Genomic DNA, 17,596 nt, shown 5'->3' on the forward strand with positions numbered 1-17,596 from the left:
GCGGTGGACGGGCCCTCGGGCTCGGGCAAGTCGACGTTCGCGGCGCGCCTGGCGTCGGAGCTGGGCGCGACCGTGGTGCCGACCGACCACTTCGCCACCTGGACCGACCCGGTGTCGTGGTGGCCGCGCCTGGTCACCGAGGTCCTCGACCCGCTCCGGCACGGCCGCGAGGCCCGCTACCGGCGCATGGAGTGGACCGGCGGCGTGCCGCGCCTCGGCGAGGTGGTGCACGTGCCGGCGCCGGAGGTGCTGGTCATCGAGGGCGTCTCGGCGGCCCGGCGTTCGATCGCGCGGGAGCTGGACGAGGCGATCTGGGTCGAGGTGCCCGACCCGGAGGAGCGGCTGCGCCGGGCCGTCGAGCGGGACGGCGAGGCGAGCCGCGCGCACCTGCGGCGCTGGCAGGCGTTCGAACGCGGCTGGTTCGCCGTGGACGCCACGAAGTCCCGCGCCGACCGGATCGTCACACCCGACTGACCGGCCCCACGCCCGGGTGAAGCCGCGCCTGCCCGAGCCCGCGCCCGACCGTGCCGATGCCCGACCGGACCCGCGCCTGACCAGGCCCGCACCGACCGAAGCCGCGCCCGACCGAGCCGCACCGGTCCGAAGCCGCGCCCAGCCCGAAGCCGCACCGACACGTCGGCCGGGTCACCCGTCGAGCGAGGCCCGCACCACGTCCGCGTCCGGCGATCCGATCGCGGTGAACCACTCCAGTGCCGTCCGCCAGTGCCGGCGCGCCTCGGCGTCGTCGCCGGTGGTGGCCAGGACGTCGCCTGCCAGGTGGGCGGCCCGCGCGTGCACGCACCGCTGCCCCGTGGTCCCGCTCAGCTCCAGGCACCGCAGCGCCAGGTCCAGCGCCTGCGCCGCGTCACCCTGGTCGAGCCTGATCCGCCCGAGCACGGCCAGCACGTCCACTTCGGCGATCCGCAGTCGGTACCGGACGGCGCTGTCCAGCGCCTGGCTCGCCGAGTAGCGCGCCTCGTCCAGCCGGCCCGCCGCGTGGTGGGTCAGCGCCAGGCTCCGCCGCGCCGCGCAGATGCCCAGCGGGTAGCCCGTCTCCTCGGCGATCCGCAGCGCCTCCGTCGTGTGCTCGACGGCCTCCTCCAGCCTGCCCAACCCGCACAACGCCTCACCGAGGGCGTTCTTCGCGTCGCACAACCCCTTCAGGTTGCCCAGCTCCTCCGCGATGGCCACCGCCCGCCCGGCCTCGCGCGCGGCGTCGGCCCACTGGCCCCTCATCACGTGCGCCAGCGCCAAGCCCTCGTGCGAGAAGTGGGCGAACCCACGCGCGCCGGCCCGTTCGTACAGCTCGCCGCACCGCTGGTACAGCTCGGCGGCACGTTGCGGCTGACCCAGGAACAGGTGCACCTCGGCCAGCGCGCGGTGGCTGTCGGCCTGCGTCATCCACGCGCCGAGCCGGTTGCCGACGTCCAGCGCGCCCTCGAACGACGACACCGCCCGGTCCAGCTGACCGAGCTGCATGTAGACCCCGCCGAGGTTGAGCTGGGCGATGCCCTCCTGCTGCAACGCGCCGATGGCCCGCGTGATCACGAGCGCGCGCTCCAGGTGCTCGGCGGCCTGCTCCAGGTCGCCGATGTCGATGCAGACCGCGCCGAGGTTCGCCAGCACGGCGGCCTCGACGGCGGGCGCGGCGCCGGTGCGCTGCTGGATCGGGATCGCGCGCCGGAAGTAGTCGACGGCCACCCGGTGCTGTCCGATCGCCCAGTACAGCGTGCCGAGCGACGACAGCATCGCCACCTCGCCGAGGGCGTCCTGGGAGGACTGCGCGACCGACAGGCCGGCCTTCGCGGTCGCCAGCCACTCCACCGGCAACCCGATCGTGTAGAAGTACCGCCGCAGCGCGTCGGCCAGCTGCCACACGTCGCCGTCGGGCTGGCGGTCGGCGGCGTGCACGACGAGCCCGACCAGGTTGCCGCGCTCGGCGTCCAGCCAGGCCAGGGCCTCCGCCGAGGTGGAGAACAGGCGCGGTGTCACGCCCGGCACGACGTCGGTGCGCGGCAGCCGCAGCAAGGTGCTCTTGAACGCGTCCGTGGCGTTGTCCACCGATCGGATCGACCAGTCCAGCAGCCGCCGCGACGCCTGCGCGCTCTCCTCCGGGTCGTCCTCGATCCCGCGCCGCTCGGTCGCGTAGTCCCGCAGCAGGTCGTGGAACTGGTAGCGGCCGGGCGCGTGGTTGTCCACGAGGTTCGCCGTGGCCAGCCGGTCGAGCCGCCGCCGCGCGTCCTGCGTGGTCAGCCCGCCCAACGCCGCCGCCACGTCCGGCGTGATGTCGCCCGGCGCCAGCGACAGCAGCCGGAACAGCGACGCCAGCTCCGGCTTCAGCGCCGTGTACGACAGGTCGAACGCCGCGTGCACGGCCGCCCGCTCGTCACCCTCCACGGCCAGCGCCGCGAGCCGGTTGCCCGCACGCAGCTCCTCCACGTAGGACGCGATGGTGATCTCCGGCCGGGACAGCAGGTTCGCCGCCGCGATCCGCAGCGCCAGCGGCAGGTGCGCGCACAGCTCGGCCAGCTCGTCGGCCGCCGCGGACTGCGACGCCACCACGTCGTCGCCGAGCATCCCGGCCAGCAGCGCCCGCGTCTCGGACCGGTCGAGCACGTCGAGCCGCACGTTGGACGCGGCGTGGCTGACCGCCAGCCCGCGCAGCGTGTCGCGGCTGGTCACGAGCACCGCGCACCCCGGCGAGCCGGGCAGCAGCGGCCGGATCTGCTCGGCGTTGGCCGCGTTGTCCAGCACCAGCAGCACCTGCTGGTCGGTCAGCCGCGACCGGAACATCGCCTCCTGCTCGTCCTGGTCGAGCGGCACGGACTCGGGCGGCACGCCCTGCGCGCGCAGGAACCGCGGCAGCACGTCCACCGCGCTCAACGGCGGGCCCTGGGCGTAACCGCGCAGGTTGACGTACAGCTGCCCGTCGGGGAAGCAGTGCCGCATCTTGTGCGCCGTGTGCACGGCCAGCGCCGTCTTGCCGACGCCCGGCGGCCCGGCCAGCGTGACCACGGGCACGCCCTGCGCGGTCCGCAGCAACGCCTCGATCAGCTGAACGGCCTGCTCACGGCCCACGAAGTCGCCGATGTCGGCGGGCAGCTGCGAGGGCACCACCCGGTCGCGCCGCGCGGCGGGCGCGTTCTGCCCCAGGTCGAGCGACGACGAACCGCCGAGCACCTGCTGGTGCACGCGCCGCAGCTCGTCGCCGGGGTCGATGCCGAGCTGCTCGGCCAGCAGCCCGCTGACCCGCCGGTACGCGCCGAGCGCGTCGGCCTGCCGCCCGGACCGGTACAGCGCGACCATCAGCTGCGCCCACAGCCGCTCCCGCAGCGGGTGCTCGCTGGTCAGCCGGGACAGCTCGGGGATCAGCTCGGCGTGGCGGCCCAGCTCGAGGTCGACCTCGACCCGGCGTTCCTCGACGTGCAGCCGCCGTTCACCCAGGCGCGGCACCTCGTCGCGGTGCAGCACCTCCGACGGCACGTCCACCATCGCGGGCCCGCGCCACAGCGCCAGCGCCGCGGTGAAGATCGCCGACGCCGACTCCAGCCTGCCCGCGGCCCGCTCCCGCTCGCCCTCCTCGACGAGCTGCTCGAACCGCATCACGTCGATGGTGCGCTCGTCGACGTCGATCAGGTAGCCGTCGGGCACGGTCCGGATCGGCACCGCCGGTCCGAGCACCTGCCGAAGTCTCATCACGTAGGTCTGCAGCGTGCCCCGGGCCCGCGCGGGAGGGTCGGCGCCCCAGATGTGCTCCGCGAGCTCGTCGACCGAGACGCCGGCGCCGGCGCGCATGAGAAGAGACACAAGCAGGGACCTCTGCCGGCCCGCCCGCACCACGACCTGCTCGCCGTCGACCAGCACCTGCAACGGGCCGAGGACGCGGAACTCGACCACAGGGCTCACCAGCGACCTCCCTCCGCGCGTGTGCGGGTTTCTGTTGTCCGTTGTACAGCGTAGGAGGGTGTTTGCCCGATCCGACGTGGTCACTTTGGGTCAGCGAAGGTGCGCGGGACGTGTGTTAATGCTGATTCACGTGGCCGGATCGTGACCTCGGACGAGTCGGAAGGGTTGTGGTGACCGGTTAGGGTCCGTGACCACACCGTGAGATCCCGGATTTCCCTAGGGGTGTGTCAAATGCTTCAATCTCGAACGGCCCGGCGCCGATGGTTGGCCGCGATCGGCCTGACCGGCGTCGCGGCACTGGCACTGTCGGCCTGTGCCCAATCCGAGCGCGGCGACGACTCGGGGTCCGGCAAGGTCGGCGGCACGATGGTCTTCGGCGCCGCGGGCGAGCCCAAGAACTTCGACCCGATCTTCAACGACGACGGCGAGAGCTTCCGCCCCATCCGCCAGATGTTCGACACGCTGGTCACCTACAAGCGGGGCACCGCCGACCTCGCGCCGGGTCTCGCGGAGAAGTGGACGCCCAGCGAAGACGGCAAGTCGTGGACGTTCGACCTGCGCAAGGGCGTCAAGTTCCACGACGGCACGGCGTTCGACGCCGCGGCCGTCTGCTTCAACATGGACCGCTGGTTCAACATGAAGGGCGCCGCCGCCCAGAGCCAGATGATCTACTACGGCGACGTGTTCGAGGGCTTCGCCAAGAACGAGGGCGACGCGGCGGGCGAGCCGGTCTACAAGTCCTGCGAGGCCAAGGACGAGCACACCGCCGTGCTGAACCTCAACAAGTACAAGGGCGCCTTCCCGGCCGCCTTCGGTTTGACCGCGCTGTCCATCTCCAGCCCCGAGGCGCTGAAGAAGTACGACGCGGACAACGTCGTGCAGTCGGGTGACTCGTTCACCTATCCGGCTTACGCGACCGAGCACCCGACCGGTACCGGCGCGTTCAAGCTGGAGAAGTTCGACAAGGCCAACAAGACCATCACCCTGGTCCGCAACGACGACTACTGGGGCGAGAAGGCCAAGCTCGACAAGCTGATCTTCAAGATCATCCCCGATGAGAACGCGCGCAAGCAGGAACTCAAGGCCGGCACGATCGACGGCTACGACTTCCCGAGCCCGGCGGACTACAACTCGCTGAAGACCGACGGCTTCAACGTCACGCCGCGGCCCGCGTTCAACATCCTCTACCTGGGCATCAACGGCGCGAACAACCCGGCGCTGAAGGACCTGCGGGTCCGCCAGGCCATCGCCTACGCCGTCAACCGCGAGCAGCTGGTCAAGACCAAGCTGCCGCTGGGCGCCGAGGTGGCGACGCAGTTCATGCCGAAGACCGTCGCGGGCTACGCCGAGGACGTGCAGCAGTACCCGCACGACGTGGCCAAGGCCAAGGACCTGCTCACGCAGGCCGGCGTGTCGAACCTGAGCCTGAAGTTCTACGTGCCCACCGAGGTCAGCCGGCCGTACATGCCGAACCCGTCCGAGATCGCGGCGGTGATCGTCGACGACCTGAAGGCCGCGGGCATCAACGCCGAGATCGTCTCCCGCCCGTGGAACGGCGGCTACAAGGACGACGTGCAGAAGCTCGGCAAGCACGACCTGCACCTGCTCGGCTGGACCGGCGACTACAACGACGCCGGCAACTTCGTCGGCACCTTCTTCGGTCGGGAGAAGAAGGAGTTCGGCTTCGGCGACCAGTCGATGTTCGACGCCATCGCCGCGGCCGACGGCGTGGTCGACCAGGACAAGCACGCGGACGCCTACAAGCAGGTGAGCCGCGACCTCATGAGCAAGTACCTGCCCGCGATCCCGGTGTCCCACTCGCCGCCCGCGATCGTGGTCAGCAGCAAGATCTCGGGCCTCGTGCCCAGCCCGCTGACCGACGAGCGCTTCGACACGGTGAGCAAGGGCTGAACCGAACGGTAGGCGGGTGGTGGCGCTCGTGATCCGGGCGTCACCACCCGTGCTGTCCAGAGGGCTTCCATCATGCTGCGATTCATAGTCCGTCGCCTGCTCCAGGCGATCCCCACACTGCTGATCCTGTCGCTGCTGGTCTTCGTCTGGCTGCGGTCGCTGCCCGGCGGCCCGGCCGGCGCGCTGCTCGGCGACAAGGCGACCCCGGAGAAGATCGAGGCGCTCAACAAGGTCCTCGGCCTCGACCAACCGATCTTCATCCAGTACCTCAAGTTCATGGGCCGCATCCTCAGCGGTGACTTCGGCAGCTCCTTGATCAGCGGTGAGCCGGTGGTGGCCGAGATCGGCCGCGCGCTGCCCGCCACCATCGAGCTGGGCCTGACCGCGTTGTTGTTCGCCGTGGTGCTCGGCATCCCGCTCGGCTACCTGGCCGCCAGCTACCGGGGGCGGTTCCTGGACAACGCCACCGTCATCGGCACGCTGGTCGGCGTCGCCGTGCCGGTGTTCTTCCTCGGCATCCTGCTCAAGCAGCTGTTCGCGCAGGACCTGGCGCTGTTCCCGCCGTCGGGCAGGCAGGACGTCACCATCGACCCGACGCACGTCACGAACTTCGCCGTGCTCGACGGCCTGCTGACCCAGGAGTGGGACGCCGCGGCCGACGCGCTGTGGCACCTTGTGCTGCCCGCGATCGCGCTGGGCACCATCCCGCTCGCCGTCATCGTGCGGATCACCCGCGCCTCGGTGCTCGACGTGCTCAACGAGGACTTCGTCCGCACGGCCAACGCCAAGGGCCTGCAGGCGACGCTGGTCCGCCGCCGGCACGTGCTGCGCAACGCGATGCTGCCGGTGTCGACCACGATCGGCCTCCAGACCGGTCTGCTGCTGGGCGGCGCCGTGCTCACCGAGCGGGTGTTCGTGTGGGGCGGGCTCGGATCGTTGCTGGCCCAGGGGATCGAGCGCCGGGACTACCCGCGCCTGCAGGCGTTGCTGCTGCTCGCGGCGGTGGTCTACGTGCTCGTCAACCTGCTGGTCGACATCTCCTACGCGATCATCGACCCGAGGGTGCGGGCATCATGACCAGTCTCCTCAAGCGCAAGCAGCAGCGGGTGGACGCCCTGGCGGAGTCGGCGGGCACGAGCCTGGCCGCCGACGCGCTGCGGCGGATGCTGCGCAGCCCGGTCGCCCTGATCGGCGCGTTCCTGGTGCTGATGTTCCTGGTGCTGGCGATCATCGCGCCGTTCATCGCGCCGAAGGACCCCTACCAGCGCTACCCGGAACTGCTGGAGGACCTGCGGCCGGACTTCATCCCCGGCCCGATGCCGGGGTTCCTGCTGGGCGGCGACGAGCTGGGCCGCGACTTCTTCAGCCGGCTGCTCGTCGGCGCGCAGCAGTCGCTGATCGTCGGCGTCGGCGCGACCTTGATCGGCCTGGCGCTCGGCATGCTCATCGGCGGCGCGGCCGGGGCGTTCGGCGGCTGGGTGGACAGCTGGCTGATGCGGTTCACCGACATCATGCTGTCGATCCCCAGCCTGCTGCTGGCCATCTCGATCGCGGCGCTGGCGAGCCGGGGCAGCCAGACCACGGTGATCATCGCGGTCGCGGTGACCACCGTGCCGATCTTCGCCCGGCTGCTGCGCGGCGCCATGCTCGCGCAACGGCACAGCGACCACGTGCTCGCGGCGACGGCGCTGGGCGTGCGGCGGCGGACCGTCGTGTTCCGGCACATGCTGCCGAACTCGCTCGGCCCGGTCATCGTGCAGTCGACGCTGACCCTGGCGACCGCGATCATCGAGGCGGCGTCGCTGTCGTTCCTCGGCCTCGGCGACCCGGACCCGTCCCGGGCCGAGTGGGGGCTGATGCTCGGCAACTCGCAGCGCTACATCGACGTCAAGCCGGAGCTGGCGTTCTACCCGGCCATCGCCATCATCATCGTCGCGCTGGGCTTCACGCTGCTCGGCGAGGCGCTGCGCGAGGCGCTCGACCCGAAGAACCGGAGGTGAACCGCGATGGCGTTGCTCGAAGTGCGTGATCTGCGGGTGGTCTTCCAGCGCAGGGGCACCGAGCCCTTCACCGCCGTGGACGGCGTCTCCTTCGACGTCGACCCCGGGCAGACGGTGGGCCTGGTCGGCGAGTCCGGCTGCGGCAAGTCCGTGACGTCGCTGGCGATCATGGGCCTGCTGCCCTCGCGCGGCAACAAGGTCACCGGCTCCGTCCGGTTCGAGGGCACCGACCTGCTCACCCTGAGCGACAAGGAGATGCGCAACCGGCGTGGCCGCGACCTGGGCATGGTGTTCCAGGACCCGCTGTCGTCGCTCAACCCGGTGATCCCGATCGGCTTGCAGGTCACCGAGGTGCTGGAACGGCACCGCGGCATGTCCCGCAAGGCGGCGATGGTGGAGGCGGCCGACCTGCTCGGCCGGGTCGGCATCCCCGACCCGGGGCGCAGGCTGAGCGAGTACCCGCACCAGCTCTCCGGCGGCATGCGGCAGCGCGCGCTGATCGCCATCGCGCTGGCGTGCCGGCCGCGGCTGCTCATCGCCGACGAGCCGACCACGGCGCTGGACGTGACGATCCAGGCGCAGATCCTCGCCCTGCTCAAGGAGCTCGTGCAGGACCTGGGCACGGCGCTGATCATGATCACGCACGACCTGGGCGTCGTGGCGGGGCTGTGCGACGAGGTCAACGTGCTCTACGGCGGCCGGGTGGTGGAGAAGGCGGAGCGGTACCCGCTGTTCGCCGAGCCGCGGCACCCGTACACGCACGGCCTGCTGGCGTCGATCCCGCGGCTCGACGGCGCGCGTGGCGAGAAGCTCGTCCCGATCAAGGGTTCGGTGGCCGACAACATCCCGTGGGACCACGGGTGCGCGTTCGCCCCCCGTTGCCCCAACGCGCTGGCGGTGTGCCGCGAGGTCACGCCCGAGCTGGAGGCCGGTGACGTGCGCTCGCTGCGCTGCCACAACCCGGTGCTGCCGGGAACGCCCGCCGCCCAGGAGGTGCCCGCATGACCGCCGCTGTCGAACCGGCAGCCGCCGACGCGCCCACGGGCGACACGCTGGTGTCGGTCGAGGGCCTGAAGATCCACTTCCCGATCAAGCGAGGCCTGCTGGTCGACCGCACGGTCGGCCACGTGTACGCGGTCGACGGCGTGGACCTGCGGATCAACCGCGGCGAGACCTACGGCCTGGTCGGCGAGTCCGGCTGCGGCAAGTCGACCCTGGGCCGCGGCATGCTGCGGCTGGTCGAGCCGACCGACGGCCGCGTGCTGTTCGACGGCACGGACCTGGTCGGGCTCAAGGGCGAGGAACTGCGCCGGATGCGCCGCCGGATGCAGATGGTGTTCCAGGACCCCATGTCGTCCCTGGACCCGCGGCAGTCGGTGGACTCGTTGCTGGTCGAGGGCCTGCGGGCGCACGGCCTGGACAAGGGTCGCGAGTCGACGGGCAAGCGCTTGCGCGAGCTGCTGTCGGCGGTCGGCCTGCCGTCCACGTCGCTGCGCAAGTACCCGCACGAGTTCTCCGGCGGCCAGCGGCAGCGCATCGGCATCGCGCGGGCGCTGGCGGTCGAGCCGGACCTGATCATCGCCGACGAGCCGGTGTCCGCGCTGGACGTGTCGGTGCAGGCGCAGGTGGTCAACCTGCTGGAGGACCTCCAGGACGAGTTCGGGCTCACCTACCTGGTGATCGCGCACGACCTCGCCGTGGTGCGGCACATCTCCGACCGGGTCGGCGTGATGTACCTGGGCGGGCTGGTGGAGGAGGCGACCTCGGACGCCCTCTACGCCGAGCCGCTGCACCCGTACACCAGGGCGTTGCTGTCCGCGATCCCCGTGCCGGACCCGGTGGTGGAGGACGAGCGCGAGCGGATCCTGCTCACCGGCGACCTGCCCTCGCCCGCCAACCCGCCGACGGGCTGCCGCTTCCACACGCGCTGCCCGTGGAAGCAGGCGACCCGGTGCGACACCGAGCGGCCCGCGCTGCGCGAGGTGCTGCCGGGGCACAAGGTCGCGTGCCACTGGGCGGAGGACATCCGGGCCGGCAAGATCCGGCCGCACGAGGTCAAGGCCGAGCTGGTGGAGGAGGGCGGCATCTCGCCGGACATCCCCCTGGTCGGACCCGCCTCGATGACGGAGGCGTTGAACCCGTGAGTCCCGCGTCCGGGGGCGCCGACCGGCGCCCCCGGACCGGTGTTCAGACCACCTGCGGGTAGAGGGTGCGCGGGTCGGCGGCCAGCGCGGCCTTCAGGTCGACCACGCCCTGGTCGGCCAGCACCTCGACGAGGTCGGCCTCGACGCCGTCCAGCGCGGCGCGCACGACGTCCGCGGGATCGTTCTTCGGCACGTCCATGCTCGCGGTCATGTCGGTGTCCGTCGGGCCCAGGTGCACGCCGGTGACCAGCGTGCCCTGGCCCGCGAGCTCCACCCGCACGCCGTTGGTGAGGCTCCACTGCGCCGCCTTGGCCGCGCTGTACGCGGTGGCGCGGTCGTAGGACACCCACGACATCGACGAGAGCACGTTCACGATCGCGCCGCCGCCGTTGGCCGCGAGGACCGGCGCGAACGCCCGGATCATCGCCAACGTGCCGTAGAAGTGCGTGTCCATCTCCAGCCGGATCGCGGCGGGGTCGCCGGTGACCAGGTTCTCGCCGGTGATGATGCCCGCGTTGTTGACCAGCAGGGTGACGTCACCGGCGGCCGAGGCCGCGGCGGTGACGGCGGCCGGGTCGGTGATGTCCAGGGTCAGCACCTCGACGCCCGGCAGGTCGATCGAGCCGGCGTCGCGCGCGGTGGCGTAGACCTTCGCCGCGCCCCGCTCCCGCAACTGCCGCGCGAAGTGCAGGCCGAGGCCGCGGTTGGCCCCCGTGACCAGGGCGACCGAGTTGGCGATCTTCATGGAGGGTTCTCCCAGGGGTGAGTTGGCTTTGCCAACCTAGCCTGGCTGGCTTGGGATGCACAACCGAGCCATACTGGGGCGGTGACGCCACCGGACGAGAACTGCTCCTTGGTCAAGGCGGTGGACCTCGTCGGCGAGCGCTGGACGTTCCTCGTGCTGCGCGAGGCCCTCGCCGGCGCGACCCGCTTCTCGGAGTTCCGCGCGCGCCTCGGCATCGCCTCCGACGTGCTCACGGCGAGGCTCGCGAAGCTGGTCGACAGCGGCCTGCTGGTCCGGCGGTCCTACCGGGAGCCGGGGCAGCGCCCGCGCGACGCCTACTGCCTCACCGAGGCGGGCCGGCGGGTGAACCTGGTGCTGTGCGCCTTGCAGGAGTGGGGCGACGAGCACCTGCCGGACACCGTGTCCACGGTCGTCTACCGGACCGACGACGGGCGTCGGGTCAACGTGCGGTTCGTCGACGGCGAAGGCGCCGTGGTGCCCGCGGGCGACGTGCACCCGGAGCAGGGTTAGCGGCTCACGGGCCGGTAGAGCACCCGGACGACGACCAGGCAGCCGGCCTGGACGGCGAGCGCGATGAGGGCGTGCACGAGCCACGCGCCGGCGAGGGTGGGCCCGCCCCACGCGCCGCCGAGGCCGGGGTCGGCGGTGAACGGGTGGCCGATCGCGCCGACGGTGTCCGGCCAGAGCGGGTAGAACCAGCCCCGTGCCACCAGGTAGAGGGCGAGCAGCACGGGGATCGCGGCGACGAGCGCGCGGAGGATCCCGGGTCGCGGGTGGATGCCGAGGGTTTTCACGGCACGAACGCTAGGCGCGCGCGAGGCGCGGGTCGTCACACCGCGGAGCCATCCCCGGCGTGCTACCGGGGTAGCGGGTCGGGGGCGCCTCCCCCTGTGGTGGCGCCCCCGACCCGGTGGTCACGTCACGCCGGCCAGTTCGGCGAACGGCCGAGCAGGCCGACGAGGCGGTCGGTGATCGGCGCGTCCTCCGGCACCGCGACCGGCATCGCGAACGCGGCTCCCGGCCCTCGGACGTCCGGCGTGGTCGGGAAGTACCGCGACATCCGGTAGGCGGCCGTGGCGAGTTCGGTGTCCAGCGTGCTGTCCACGCCGATCGCGCGGGACAGGTCCCAGGCGTGCACGAGGTTGTCGATGAAGTGCCCGGCCACCAGCTCGCGGCCGCGGCGCAGGCCGTAGTTGGGGAACTCGGCCTCGCGCTCCAGCACGCCGTCCGCGCGGAACGCCTCGGTGACCGCGTCGGTCGCGACCCGGTAGGCGACGGTCAGGTCGTCGCTCGCCGGCGCGTCGACGGCCGTGCCGCGGACGGACGCGGTGAACGCCAGCGTGGACTCGACCTGGTGGCGCAGCAGTTCGTAGACGGTCCAGCCGGCGCACGGCGTGGGCAGGTCCAGGTGCGACTCGTCCAGCTCGGCCATGAGCTTCAGGTTGAGGTCGAGCGACGACCGGTTCAGGTCCAGGAGATCCATGTGTCCATCCACCCCTCAAGTTGTACGAACGATCGTACAATTAGTTTGCGAGTGGTCAAGGGGGCTAGCGTGGAGGACGTGAAGGTCGACGGACGGGTGGAGCGCGGCGAGCAGACGCGGCGGCAGATCCTGCGGCGGGCGGCGGAGATCGCGTCGGTGGAAGGGCTGGAGGGCCTGTCGATCGGGCGGTTGGCCACCGAGCTGGAGGTCAGCAAGAGCGGCGTGTTCGCGCACTTCGGGTCGAAGGAGGAGCTGCAGCTCTCGACCGTGCGCGCGGCGGCGGCGATCTTCGCGCGCGAGGTCGTGGAGCCGGTGACCGAGCCCCCGGGCCCGGCCCGGCTGGCGGCGCTGCTGGACCGGTGGCTGGCGTACTCGGAGAACCGCACGTTCCCCGGCGGGTGCTTCTTCTACGCCGTGCAGGCCGAGTTCGACGCCCGGCCGGGACGGGTGCGCGACGCGATCGCCGGGTACGGGCGCGAGTGGAACTCCTACGTCCGCGAGACCGTCGCCGCGATCCCGGAGGTCGCCGACCCGGACCAGTTGGCGTTCGAGCTGGTCGCGTTCCTGGAGATGGCCAACGCCCAGTCGGTCCTGCACGACGACCCGCACGCGTACGAGCGGGCCCGGGTCGCGGTGCGCAACCGCTTGGCTCAGGCGGCCACGGCCCGGCGCTGAGCGGCCCTCACCGCCATCCCGATCGGCACGCCGACCAGCGTCGCCACCGCGAACGAGACCAGCGTGGCCACCACCGGGTCGGTGAAGAGCTGCCCGCCGAAGTACCCGAGCGTGGCCGTGTAGGCGCTCCACAGCGTGGCGCCGACCGCCGCGATCGGCGCGAACCGCCGCAGGCGCCACCGCAGCGACCCGGCCAGGACCGCACCGACCAGCCCGCCGCCGGGCACGAACCGCACCGCGACCAGGATCGACTCGCCGCGCGTGGCCAGCCTCTCCGCCGTCCACGCGATCACCGCCCGCGGACCGGGCCGCCTCCCGACCCGCTCGAGCGCCCGCAACCCGACCCCGCGCCCGACGCCGAAGTTGACGAAGTCGGAGAGGGTGCAGCCGAGGGCCGCCACGGCGATCACGGCCGTCAGCGACAGCTCGCCGGAGGCGGCCAGCACGCCGTAGCCGATCAGCACGGCCTCGGTCGGCGCGAGCGGCACGACGGCGACGACGAACAGCACCACGAACGCGGTCATGATCTCCGAACGCGGGGGAGTTCCGGATCATCTCCGACCTGAGGAGGTCTTCAGCAACCCGTTAGCTCACCGTCACATATCCGCTGGCAGGGCCTCGATGATGTGATGCGCGGCACTGATCTCGCCGAGGTCTTCGGTGAAGAACGCGGAGGCCAGGTGCGCGTGGAACACGACGTCCGCCCCCTCCGGCATGAGGAACAACGTGAACGGCCGCGCCCCGCCCCCGACCGTGTGCACCCCGGTGGCCGTCGCGTGCAGCAGGTCGAGCGCGCGGGTCGCCTCGTCGCCCCACGCGCACCGCAGTTCGGGCAGGTGCGCCTGTTGCGAGACCCTCAGCAGCCGCTGGTAGGAGTCCCCGAGCACCGGCGCGCACGCCACCAGGTCGGGGAACCGGACCGGCGCGTACCCGGCCTCGACCCGCTCGATCTGCCGCACCGACCCCCGTGACCGGGCCGCCACCTCCTCGACCCCGAGCCCGGCCGCCTCGCGCAGCGCTCGGACCTCCCGCCCCAGCAGCCGCCCCCGCAACGTCGGCACCGCCATCACGCCACCTCCCGCGCGTCCGCGGCCAGGTCCAGCAACGCCGTGCGCGCCAGCACGTACTGCCGACACGGCACGGTCGGCCGCTGCCACCACCTCCGGCCCCAGCACGCGCGGCAGTGGCCGTCGACGTCCGGCCGGTGCCCGTCGAGCAGCACGCGGATCGCCGCCACGAGGTGCGGGACCTCGGACCGCGCCAAGTCCGCCACCACCCGCTCGTCGCCGCCGGTCGCGACCCCTTCGACCACCGCCAGCCGGTTCCTGACCTGGAGATGCAGTTCCTGCCACACGAGCCCTCCCGAGAGCGGGGATCATCAAGGCAGTCAAAGCTAAGGCAAAATACTTTGAGCGGGATAGTCGCCTGATCGGGTGCACCGCGACACGGCAGGATGGCCGTCATGTCCCGACGCGACACCGTCGCACTCAAGTGGCTCCTCGGCGCGACCCTCCGCAACCACCGCAAGGCGGCGCGGAAGACGTTGGAGCACAGCGCCGCGCACCTCGGCGTCTCCGAGAGCAAGATCAGCAACATGGAGTCGGGCCGCTACGGGCAGCCGCCCGAGGAGGTCGCGAAGCTGCTCGCCTTCTACGGCGCGGACCCCGGCCGCGTCGAGCGGATCATCGCGTTGGCCGAGGCGGACGACACCGGCAGTTGGTGGGCCCCTTGGTCCGGTGTCATCCCCAACTGGCTCCGCCTCTTCGCCGGTCTGGAAGGAATGGCCGAGTCGGCTTTCGTGTACTCGCCCCTCTTCGTGCACGCCCTGCTGCAAACCGAGGACTACGCCACGGCCGTGGCGAGTTCGGCGCGCCGGGTGCGACCGGTGGACATGGACCGGATGGTGGCGTTCCGCATGGAGCGCCAACGGCGGCTCACCGCCGACGCGAACCCGCTGAAGCTGCACTTCGTGATCGAGGAGTCGGCGCTTCTCCGCCCCATCGGTGGCAAGGACGTCCTGCGCCGGCAAGCGGAACACCTGCTGGAGGCGACCAGACTGCCCACTGTGGACATCCAGGTGATCGAGGCGCGGGTCGGCATGCACCCCGGTCTCACCGGTGAGTTCACCTTGTTCGGGTTCGAGGAGTTCGACGAAACGGTGTACGTGGAGCTGCAGGAGGACGCGGTCTATCTCAACGACTCGGCGAAGGTCAGGGCCTATAGCATGACTGCGAAGACTCTTCGCGATATCGCCTTGGACCCACCCGAGTCCGCGGCCCTGATCACGTCGCTGATCCGGGCGCTGTAGCAACAGGAGGCCGCCGTGACCACCTCGGCCCGCTGGGTCAAGTCCAGCTACTCGATGGAGAACGGCAGTTGCGTCGAGGTGGCCGTCACCGGCGCCGTGACCGGGGTGCGGGACTCGAAGAACGCCGACGGGCCGGTGTTGACCTTCCCGACCGACCGCTGGGCGGCGTTCCTCGCTAAGACCTCCTGACCGCCCGCAGGCAGCGGTCGGCGTGCGCGCTCAGCGCGTCGACCAGCTCGGGCGGGCCGTCGGTCAGGGTGAAGTCGACGTCCACCGACGTGATCATCCACACCAGGTCGACGGCGGTCTCCGCGCCGACGTGCAGCAGGCAGCTGCCCGAGTCCACGGGTTCCAGCACGCCCATGCCCGGCCAGAGCCGGTCGGCCACGGCGACCGCCGGTTCGTGCAGCGTCACGGTCGCCCGCACCGGCCACGCCCGCGCCGAGAGCCGGTGCTCCAGGTACGCCCCCACGTCACCGTCGGGCGGCTCCCGCGGCGCGAAGCGCGGGCCGTTCGGCGTGCGCAGCGCCAGCCGGTCCACGCGGAAGCTGCGCCAGTCGTCGCGGTCGGTGTCCCAGGCGACCAGGTACCAGTGCCGGGTGGAGCTGACGAGGCTGTGCGGCTGCACGGACCGGGTCGTCGCGCCGCCGCGCGGGCTGGTGTAGTCGAACCGCAGCGACTCGTGCCGGCGGCAGGCGTCCGCGATGGCCATGAGCACGTCCGGGTCCACCCGCGGCCCGCCCGCCCCGACGCGGACGGTCGCCGAGTGCAGCGTGCCGACCCGGTGCCGCAGGCGCGCGGGCAGCACCTGCTCCAGCTTGGCCAGCGCCCGCGCCGACGTCTCCTCGATCCCGGCCACCGAACCGCCCGCCGCCGTGCGCAGGCCCACCGCCACGGCCACCGCCTCGTCGTCCTCCAGCAGCAACGGCGGCAGCGAGGCGCCCGCCCCGAGCCGGTAGCCGGCGGTGCCCCGGGTCGCGTGCACGGGGTAGCCGAGGTCGCGCAGGCGTTCGACGTCGCGGCGCACGGTGCGGGTGGTGACGCCGAGCCGTTCGGCCAGCTCGGCGCCGGACCGGTCGCACCGGGCCTGCAACAGCGACAGCAGCCGGAGCAGCCGCGCGGACGTGTCCACCATGGCGTCGAGCCTGCCCGATCGTTAGGACCGGAACCGTCCCAAGGGCCTCCTACCGTCGCCGCCATGACCGAGATCCACCCGTTCCGCATCGACGTGCCCCAAGCGCAACTCGACGACCTGGACGCCCGCCTGGCCAACACCCGCTGGCCCGACGAGCTGCCCGGCGTCGGCTGGAGCCGGGGCGTCCCGGTGGGCTACCTGAAGGACCTCGCCGAGCACTGGCGCACGACCTACGACTGGCGCGCGCACGAGGCCGCGATCAACGCCCACCCGCAGCACCTCGCCACCGTCGCCGGGCAGGTCGTGCACTTCCTGCACGTCCGCTCACCCGAACCGGACGCCCTGCCGCTCGTGCTGCTGCACGGCTGGCCGGGCGGGTTCACCGACTTCCTCGACGTCATCGGCCCCCTGTCCGACCCCCGCGCGCACGGCGGCGACCCGGCCCGCGCGTTCCACCTGGTCGTCCCGTCCCTGCCGGGCTTCGGCTTCTCCACCCCGCTCGCCGGGCCGGGCATGGGCGCGGCGCGGATGGCCGGCGTGCTGGTCGAGCTGATGGCCGCGCTCGGGTACGAGCGGTACGGCGTGCAGGGCTACGACACCGGCGCGTGGGTCGGCCCGGAGATGGGCAGGCAGGCGCCCGACCGGGTGGTGGGCGTCCACCTGAACGCCCTGCTGACGTTCCCGGACGGCGAGGTCGAGGGCCTCACCGAGGTCGAGCAGCGGCGGTGGGAGGCGATGGAGAACTTCAACGACGGTTACCTGCAGTGCAACTCGAAGAGGCCGCAGACGGTGGCCTACGGGCTGCACGACTCGCCGGTGGGCCAGCTCGCGTGGATCGTGGAGAAGTTCAAGGAGCTCACCCACCCGGCGGACGGCCTGCCCGAGGACGGCGTCGACCGGGACCGCATCCTCACCGACGTCTCGCTGTACTGGCTGACGGGCACGGCCGCGTCGGCGGCGCAGGTCTACTACGAGGAGATCTCCGCGAAGGGGTGGGGCGAGCAGGCGCCCGGGACCGTGCCGACGGGGGTGCTGGTCTCGGCCCACGACGTGTCGATCCGCCGGTGGGCCGAACGCGAGCACCACGTCGTGCGCTGGACCGAGCTCGACGAGGGCGGCCACTTCCTGGCCATGGAACGGCCGGACCTGCTGGTCACCGACGTGCGCGAGTTCTTCGCCGTCCTGCGCTGAGCCGTCCGCCTCGCCGGTGCCCGGGCACCCCCGTTGCGGGGCCCCCCCCCACCGCAGTGCGCCGGGTTTGACTGCGACCACGGCGCGCACCCCACGGG

General features: G+C 72.1%; 19 protein-coding genes. 11 read left to right on the top strand and 8 right to left on the bottom strand.

Translation table 11 applies throughout. From position 1 onward, the window contains the following. Positions 1-3 precede the first annotated feature (3 nt). The gene (locus ABTZ99_RS05155; protein WP_499608252.1) at positions 4-474 is read left to right on the top strand and encodes a uridine kinase family protein; all 471 of its coding nucleotides are present in this window, start codon (positions 4-6) and stop codon (positions 472-474) included. 171 nt (positions 475-645) lie between these two features. Here the strand turns inward: ABTZ99_RS05155 and ABTZ99_RS05160 are convergent, their stop codons facing one another. Then, a complete protein-coding gene (locus tag ABTZ99_RS05160) occupies positions 646-3,906 on the bottom strand; it encodes an AfsR/SARP family transcriptional regulator (protein ID WP_499608255.1) in 3,261 nt (1,086 codons plus the stop codon). Between the two features lie 231 nt (positions 3,907-4,137). Here ABTZ99_RS05160 and ABTZ99_RS05165 point away from each other — a divergent pair, with 231 nt between their 5' ends. The 5 genes from ABTZ99_RS05165 (at position 4,138) to ABTZ99_RS05185 (ending at position 9,961) form a co-directional block, all read left to right on the top strand. Next, entirely contained in the window at positions 4,138-5,817 is a 1,680-nt protein-coding gene (locus ABTZ99_RS05165; RefSeq protein ID WP_498781673.1) for an ABC transporter substrate-binding protein, read from the top strand. Between the two features lie 72 nt (positions 5,818-5,889). Next, positions 5,890-6,894: an ABC transporter permease gene (locus ABTZ99_RS05170; protein ID WP_230570078.1), complete on the top strand. Its 1,005-nt coding sequence runs from the start codon at positions 5,890-5,892 to the stop codon at positions 6,892-6,894. Then, positions 6,891-7,817 (top strand): ABC transporter permease, encoded by a 927-nt coding sequence (locus tag ABTZ99_RS05175; protein WP_230570077.1) that lies wholly within the window; start codon positions 6,891-6,893, stop codon positions 7,815-7,817. The genes ABTZ99_RS05170 and ABTZ99_RS05175 overlap by 4 nt, the downstream gene beginning before the upstream one ends. Positions 7,818-7,823: 6 nt before the next feature. Continuing rightward, positions 7,824-8,822: an ABC transporter ATP-binding protein gene (locus tag ABTZ99_RS05180; RefSeq protein WP_498781680.1), complete on the top strand. Its 999-nt coding sequence runs from the start codon at positions 7,824-7,826 to the stop codon at positions 8,820-8,822. Then, complete coding sequence (locus ABTZ99_RS05185; RefSeq protein WP_498781682.1) at positions 8,819-9,961, top strand: ABC transporter ATP-binding protein; 1,143 nt, start codon at positions 8,819-8,821, stop codon at positions 9,959-9,961. Before ABTZ99_RS05180 ends, ABTZ99_RS05185 begins: the two co-directional genes overlap by 4 nt. A gap of 43 nt (positions 9,962-10,004) precedes the next feature. Here ABTZ99_RS05185 and ABTZ99_RS05190 read toward each other — a convergent pair whose 3' ends face one another. Further along, the gene (locus ABTZ99_RS05190; RefSeq protein ID WP_499608260.1) at positions 10,005-10,706 is read right to left on the bottom strand and encodes an SDR family oxidoreductase; all 702 of its coding nucleotides are present in this window, start codon (positions 10,704-10,706) and stop codon (positions 10,005-10,007) included. A gap of 81 nt (positions 10,707-10,787) precedes the next feature. Here ABTZ99_RS05190 and ABTZ99_RS05195 point away from each other — a divergent pair, with 81 nt between their 5' ends. After that, on the top strand, positions 10,788-11,216 hold the full coding sequence (locus tag ABTZ99_RS05195; protein WP_499608263.1) for a winged helix-turn-helix transcriptional regulator: 429 nt from the start codon (positions 10,788-10,790) through the stop codon (positions 11,214-11,216). Here ABTZ99_RS05195 and ABTZ99_RS05200 read toward each other — a convergent pair. Beyond that, positions 11,213-11,500, bottom strand: a complete 288-nt coding sequence (locus ABTZ99_RS05200) for a hypothetical protein (protein WP_498781686.1) — start codon at positions 11,498-11,500, stop codon at positions 11,213-11,215. The genes ABTZ99_RS05195 and ABTZ99_RS05200 overlap by 4 nt on opposite strands. A gap of 125 nt (positions 11,501-11,625) precedes the next feature. Then, on the bottom strand, positions 11,626-12,189 hold the full coding sequence (locus ABTZ99_RS05205; RefSeq protein ID WP_498779145.1) for a TIGR03086 family metal-binding protein: 564 nt from the start codon (positions 12,187-12,189) through the stop codon (positions 11,626-11,628). Positions 12,190-12,267: 78 nt separating this feature from the next. On the opposite strand from ABTZ99_RS05205, the gene ABTZ99_RS05210 reads away from it, so the two are divergent. Further along, the gene (locus ABTZ99_RS05210; protein WP_498779146.1) at positions 12,268-12,864 is read left to right on the top strand and encodes a TetR/AcrR family transcriptional regulator; all 597 of its coding nucleotides are present in this window, start codon (positions 12,268-12,270) and stop codon (positions 12,862-12,864) included. Here ABTZ99_RS05210 and ABTZ99_RS05215 read toward each other — a convergent pair. The 3 genes from ABTZ99_RS05215 to ABTZ99_RS05225 all read right to left on the bottom strand — a co-directional run bounded on the left by ABTZ99_RS05215 (position 12,840) and on the right by ABTZ99_RS05225 (position 14,218). Beyond that, positions 12,840-13,388 carry a DedA family protein gene (locus tag ABTZ99_RS05215; RefSeq protein ID WP_499608267.1) on the bottom strand — a complete coding sequence of 183 codons (549 nt, stop codon included), beginning with the start codon at positions 13,386-13,388 and terminating at the stop codon, positions 12,840-12,842. The genes ABTZ99_RS05210 and ABTZ99_RS05215 overlap by 25 nt on opposite strands. Before the next feature lie 72 nt (positions 13,389-13,460). Continuing rightward, positions 13,461-13,931 carry a helix-turn-helix domain-containing protein gene (locus ABTZ99_RS05220; RefSeq protein ID WP_499608270.1) on the bottom strand — a complete coding sequence of 157 codons (471 nt, stop codon included), beginning with the start codon at positions 13,929-13,931 and terminating at the stop codon, positions 13,461-13,463. Beyond that, on the bottom strand, positions 13,931-14,218 hold the full coding sequence (locus ABTZ99_RS05225) for a hypothetical protein (RefSeq protein ID WP_498779154.1): 288 nt from the start codon (positions 14,216-14,218) through the stop codon (positions 13,931-13,933). Before ABTZ99_RS05225 ends, ABTZ99_RS05220 begins: the two co-directional genes overlap by 1 nt. Before the next feature lie 108 nt (positions 14,219-14,326). Here ABTZ99_RS05225 and ABTZ99_RS05230 point away from each other — a divergent pair, with 108 nt between their 5' ends. Next, entirely contained in the window at positions 14,327-15,172 is an 846-nt protein-coding gene (locus tag ABTZ99_RS05230) for a helix-turn-helix domain-containing protein (protein ID WP_498779156.1), read from the top strand. Between the two features lie 15 nt (positions 15,173-15,187). Next, complete coding sequence (locus ABTZ99_RS05235) at positions 15,188-15,361, top strand: DUF397 domain-containing protein (RefSeq protein WP_499608273.1); 174 nt, start codon at positions 15,188-15,190, stop codon at positions 15,359-15,361. Here the strand turns inward: ABTZ99_RS05235 and ABTZ99_RS05240 are convergent. Next, positions 15,348-16,307 (bottom strand): helix-turn-helix transcriptional regulator, encoded by a 960-nt coding sequence (locus tag ABTZ99_RS05240; protein ID WP_499608275.1) that lies wholly within the window; start codon positions 16,305-16,307, stop codon positions 15,348-15,350. The two genes, ABTZ99_RS05235 and ABTZ99_RS05240, sit on opposite strands and share 14 nt — an antisense overlap. Positions 16,308-16,370: 63 nt before the next feature. On the opposite strand from ABTZ99_RS05240, the gene ABTZ99_RS05245 reads away from it, so the two are divergent. Further along, positions 16,371-17,498, top strand: a complete 1,128-nt coding sequence (locus tag ABTZ99_RS05245; RefSeq protein WP_499608276.1) for an epoxide hydrolase family protein — start codon at positions 16,371-16,373, stop codon at positions 17,496-17,498. Positions 17,499-17,596: the final 98 nt, after the last annotated feature.

This window comes from Actinosynnema sp. NPDC002837, from assembly GCF_040295345.1.
In the GTDB taxonomy this organism is placed as follows: domain Bacteria; phylum Actinomycetota; class Actinomycetes; order Mycobacteriales; family Pseudonocardiaceae; genus Actinosynnema.

What these genes read in the sequence shown, in the direction of transcription:
- ABTZ99_RS05215 (WP_499608267.1), bottom strand. Translation starts at nt 13,388, where the DNA reads ATGACCGCGTTCGTGGTGCTGTTCGTCGTCGCCGTCGTGCCGCTCGCG.
- ABTZ99_RS05165 (WP_498781673.1), top strand. Translation starts at nt 4,138, where the DNA reads ATGCTTCAATCTCGAACGGCCCGGCGCCGATGGTTGGCCGCGATCGGC.
- ABTZ99_RS05185 (WP_498781682.1), top strand. Translation starts at nt 8,819, where the DNA reads ATGACCGCCGCTGTCGAACCGGCAGCCGCCGACGCGCCCACGGGCGAC.
- ABTZ99_RS05190 (WP_499608260.1), bottom strand. Translation starts at nt 10,706, where the DNA reads ATGAAGATCGCCAACTCGGTCGCCCTGGTCACGGGGGCCAACCGCGGC.
- ABTZ99_RS05220 (WP_499608270.1), bottom strand. Translation starts at nt 13,931, where the DNA reads ATGGCGGTGCCGACGTTGCGGGGGCGGCTGCTGGGGCGGGAGGTCCGA.
- ABTZ99_RS05180 (WP_498781680.1), top strand. Translation starts at nt 7,824, where the DNA reads ATGGCGTTGCTCGAAGTGCGTGATCTGCGGGTGGTCTTCCAGCGCAGG.
- ABTZ99_RS05230 (WP_498779156.1), top strand. Translation starts at nt 14,327, where the DNA reads ATGTCCCGACGCGACACCGTCGCACTCAAGTGGCTCCTCGGCGCGACC.
- ABTZ99_RS05175 (WP_230570077.1), top strand. Translation starts at nt 6,891, where the DNA reads ATGACCAGTCTCCTCAAGCGCAAGCAGCAGCGGGTGGACGCCCTGGCG.
- ABTZ99_RS05245 (WP_499608276.1), top strand. Translation starts at nt 16,371, where the DNA reads ATGACCGAGATCCACCCGTTCCGCATCGACGTGCCCCAAGCGCAACTC.
- ABTZ99_RS05240 (WP_499608275.1), bottom strand. Translation starts at nt 16,307, where the DNA reads ATGGTGGACACGTCCGCGCGGCTGCTCCGGCTGCTGTCGCTGTTGCAG.
- ABTZ99_RS05205 (WP_498779145.1), bottom strand. Translation starts at nt 12,189, where the DNA reads ATGGATCTCCTGGACCTGAACCGGTCGTCGCTCGACCTCAACCTGAAG.
- ABTZ99_RS05170 (WP_230570078.1), top strand. Translation starts at nt 5,890, where the DNA reads ATGCTGCGATTCATAGTCCGTCGCCTGCTCCAGGCGATCCCCACACTG.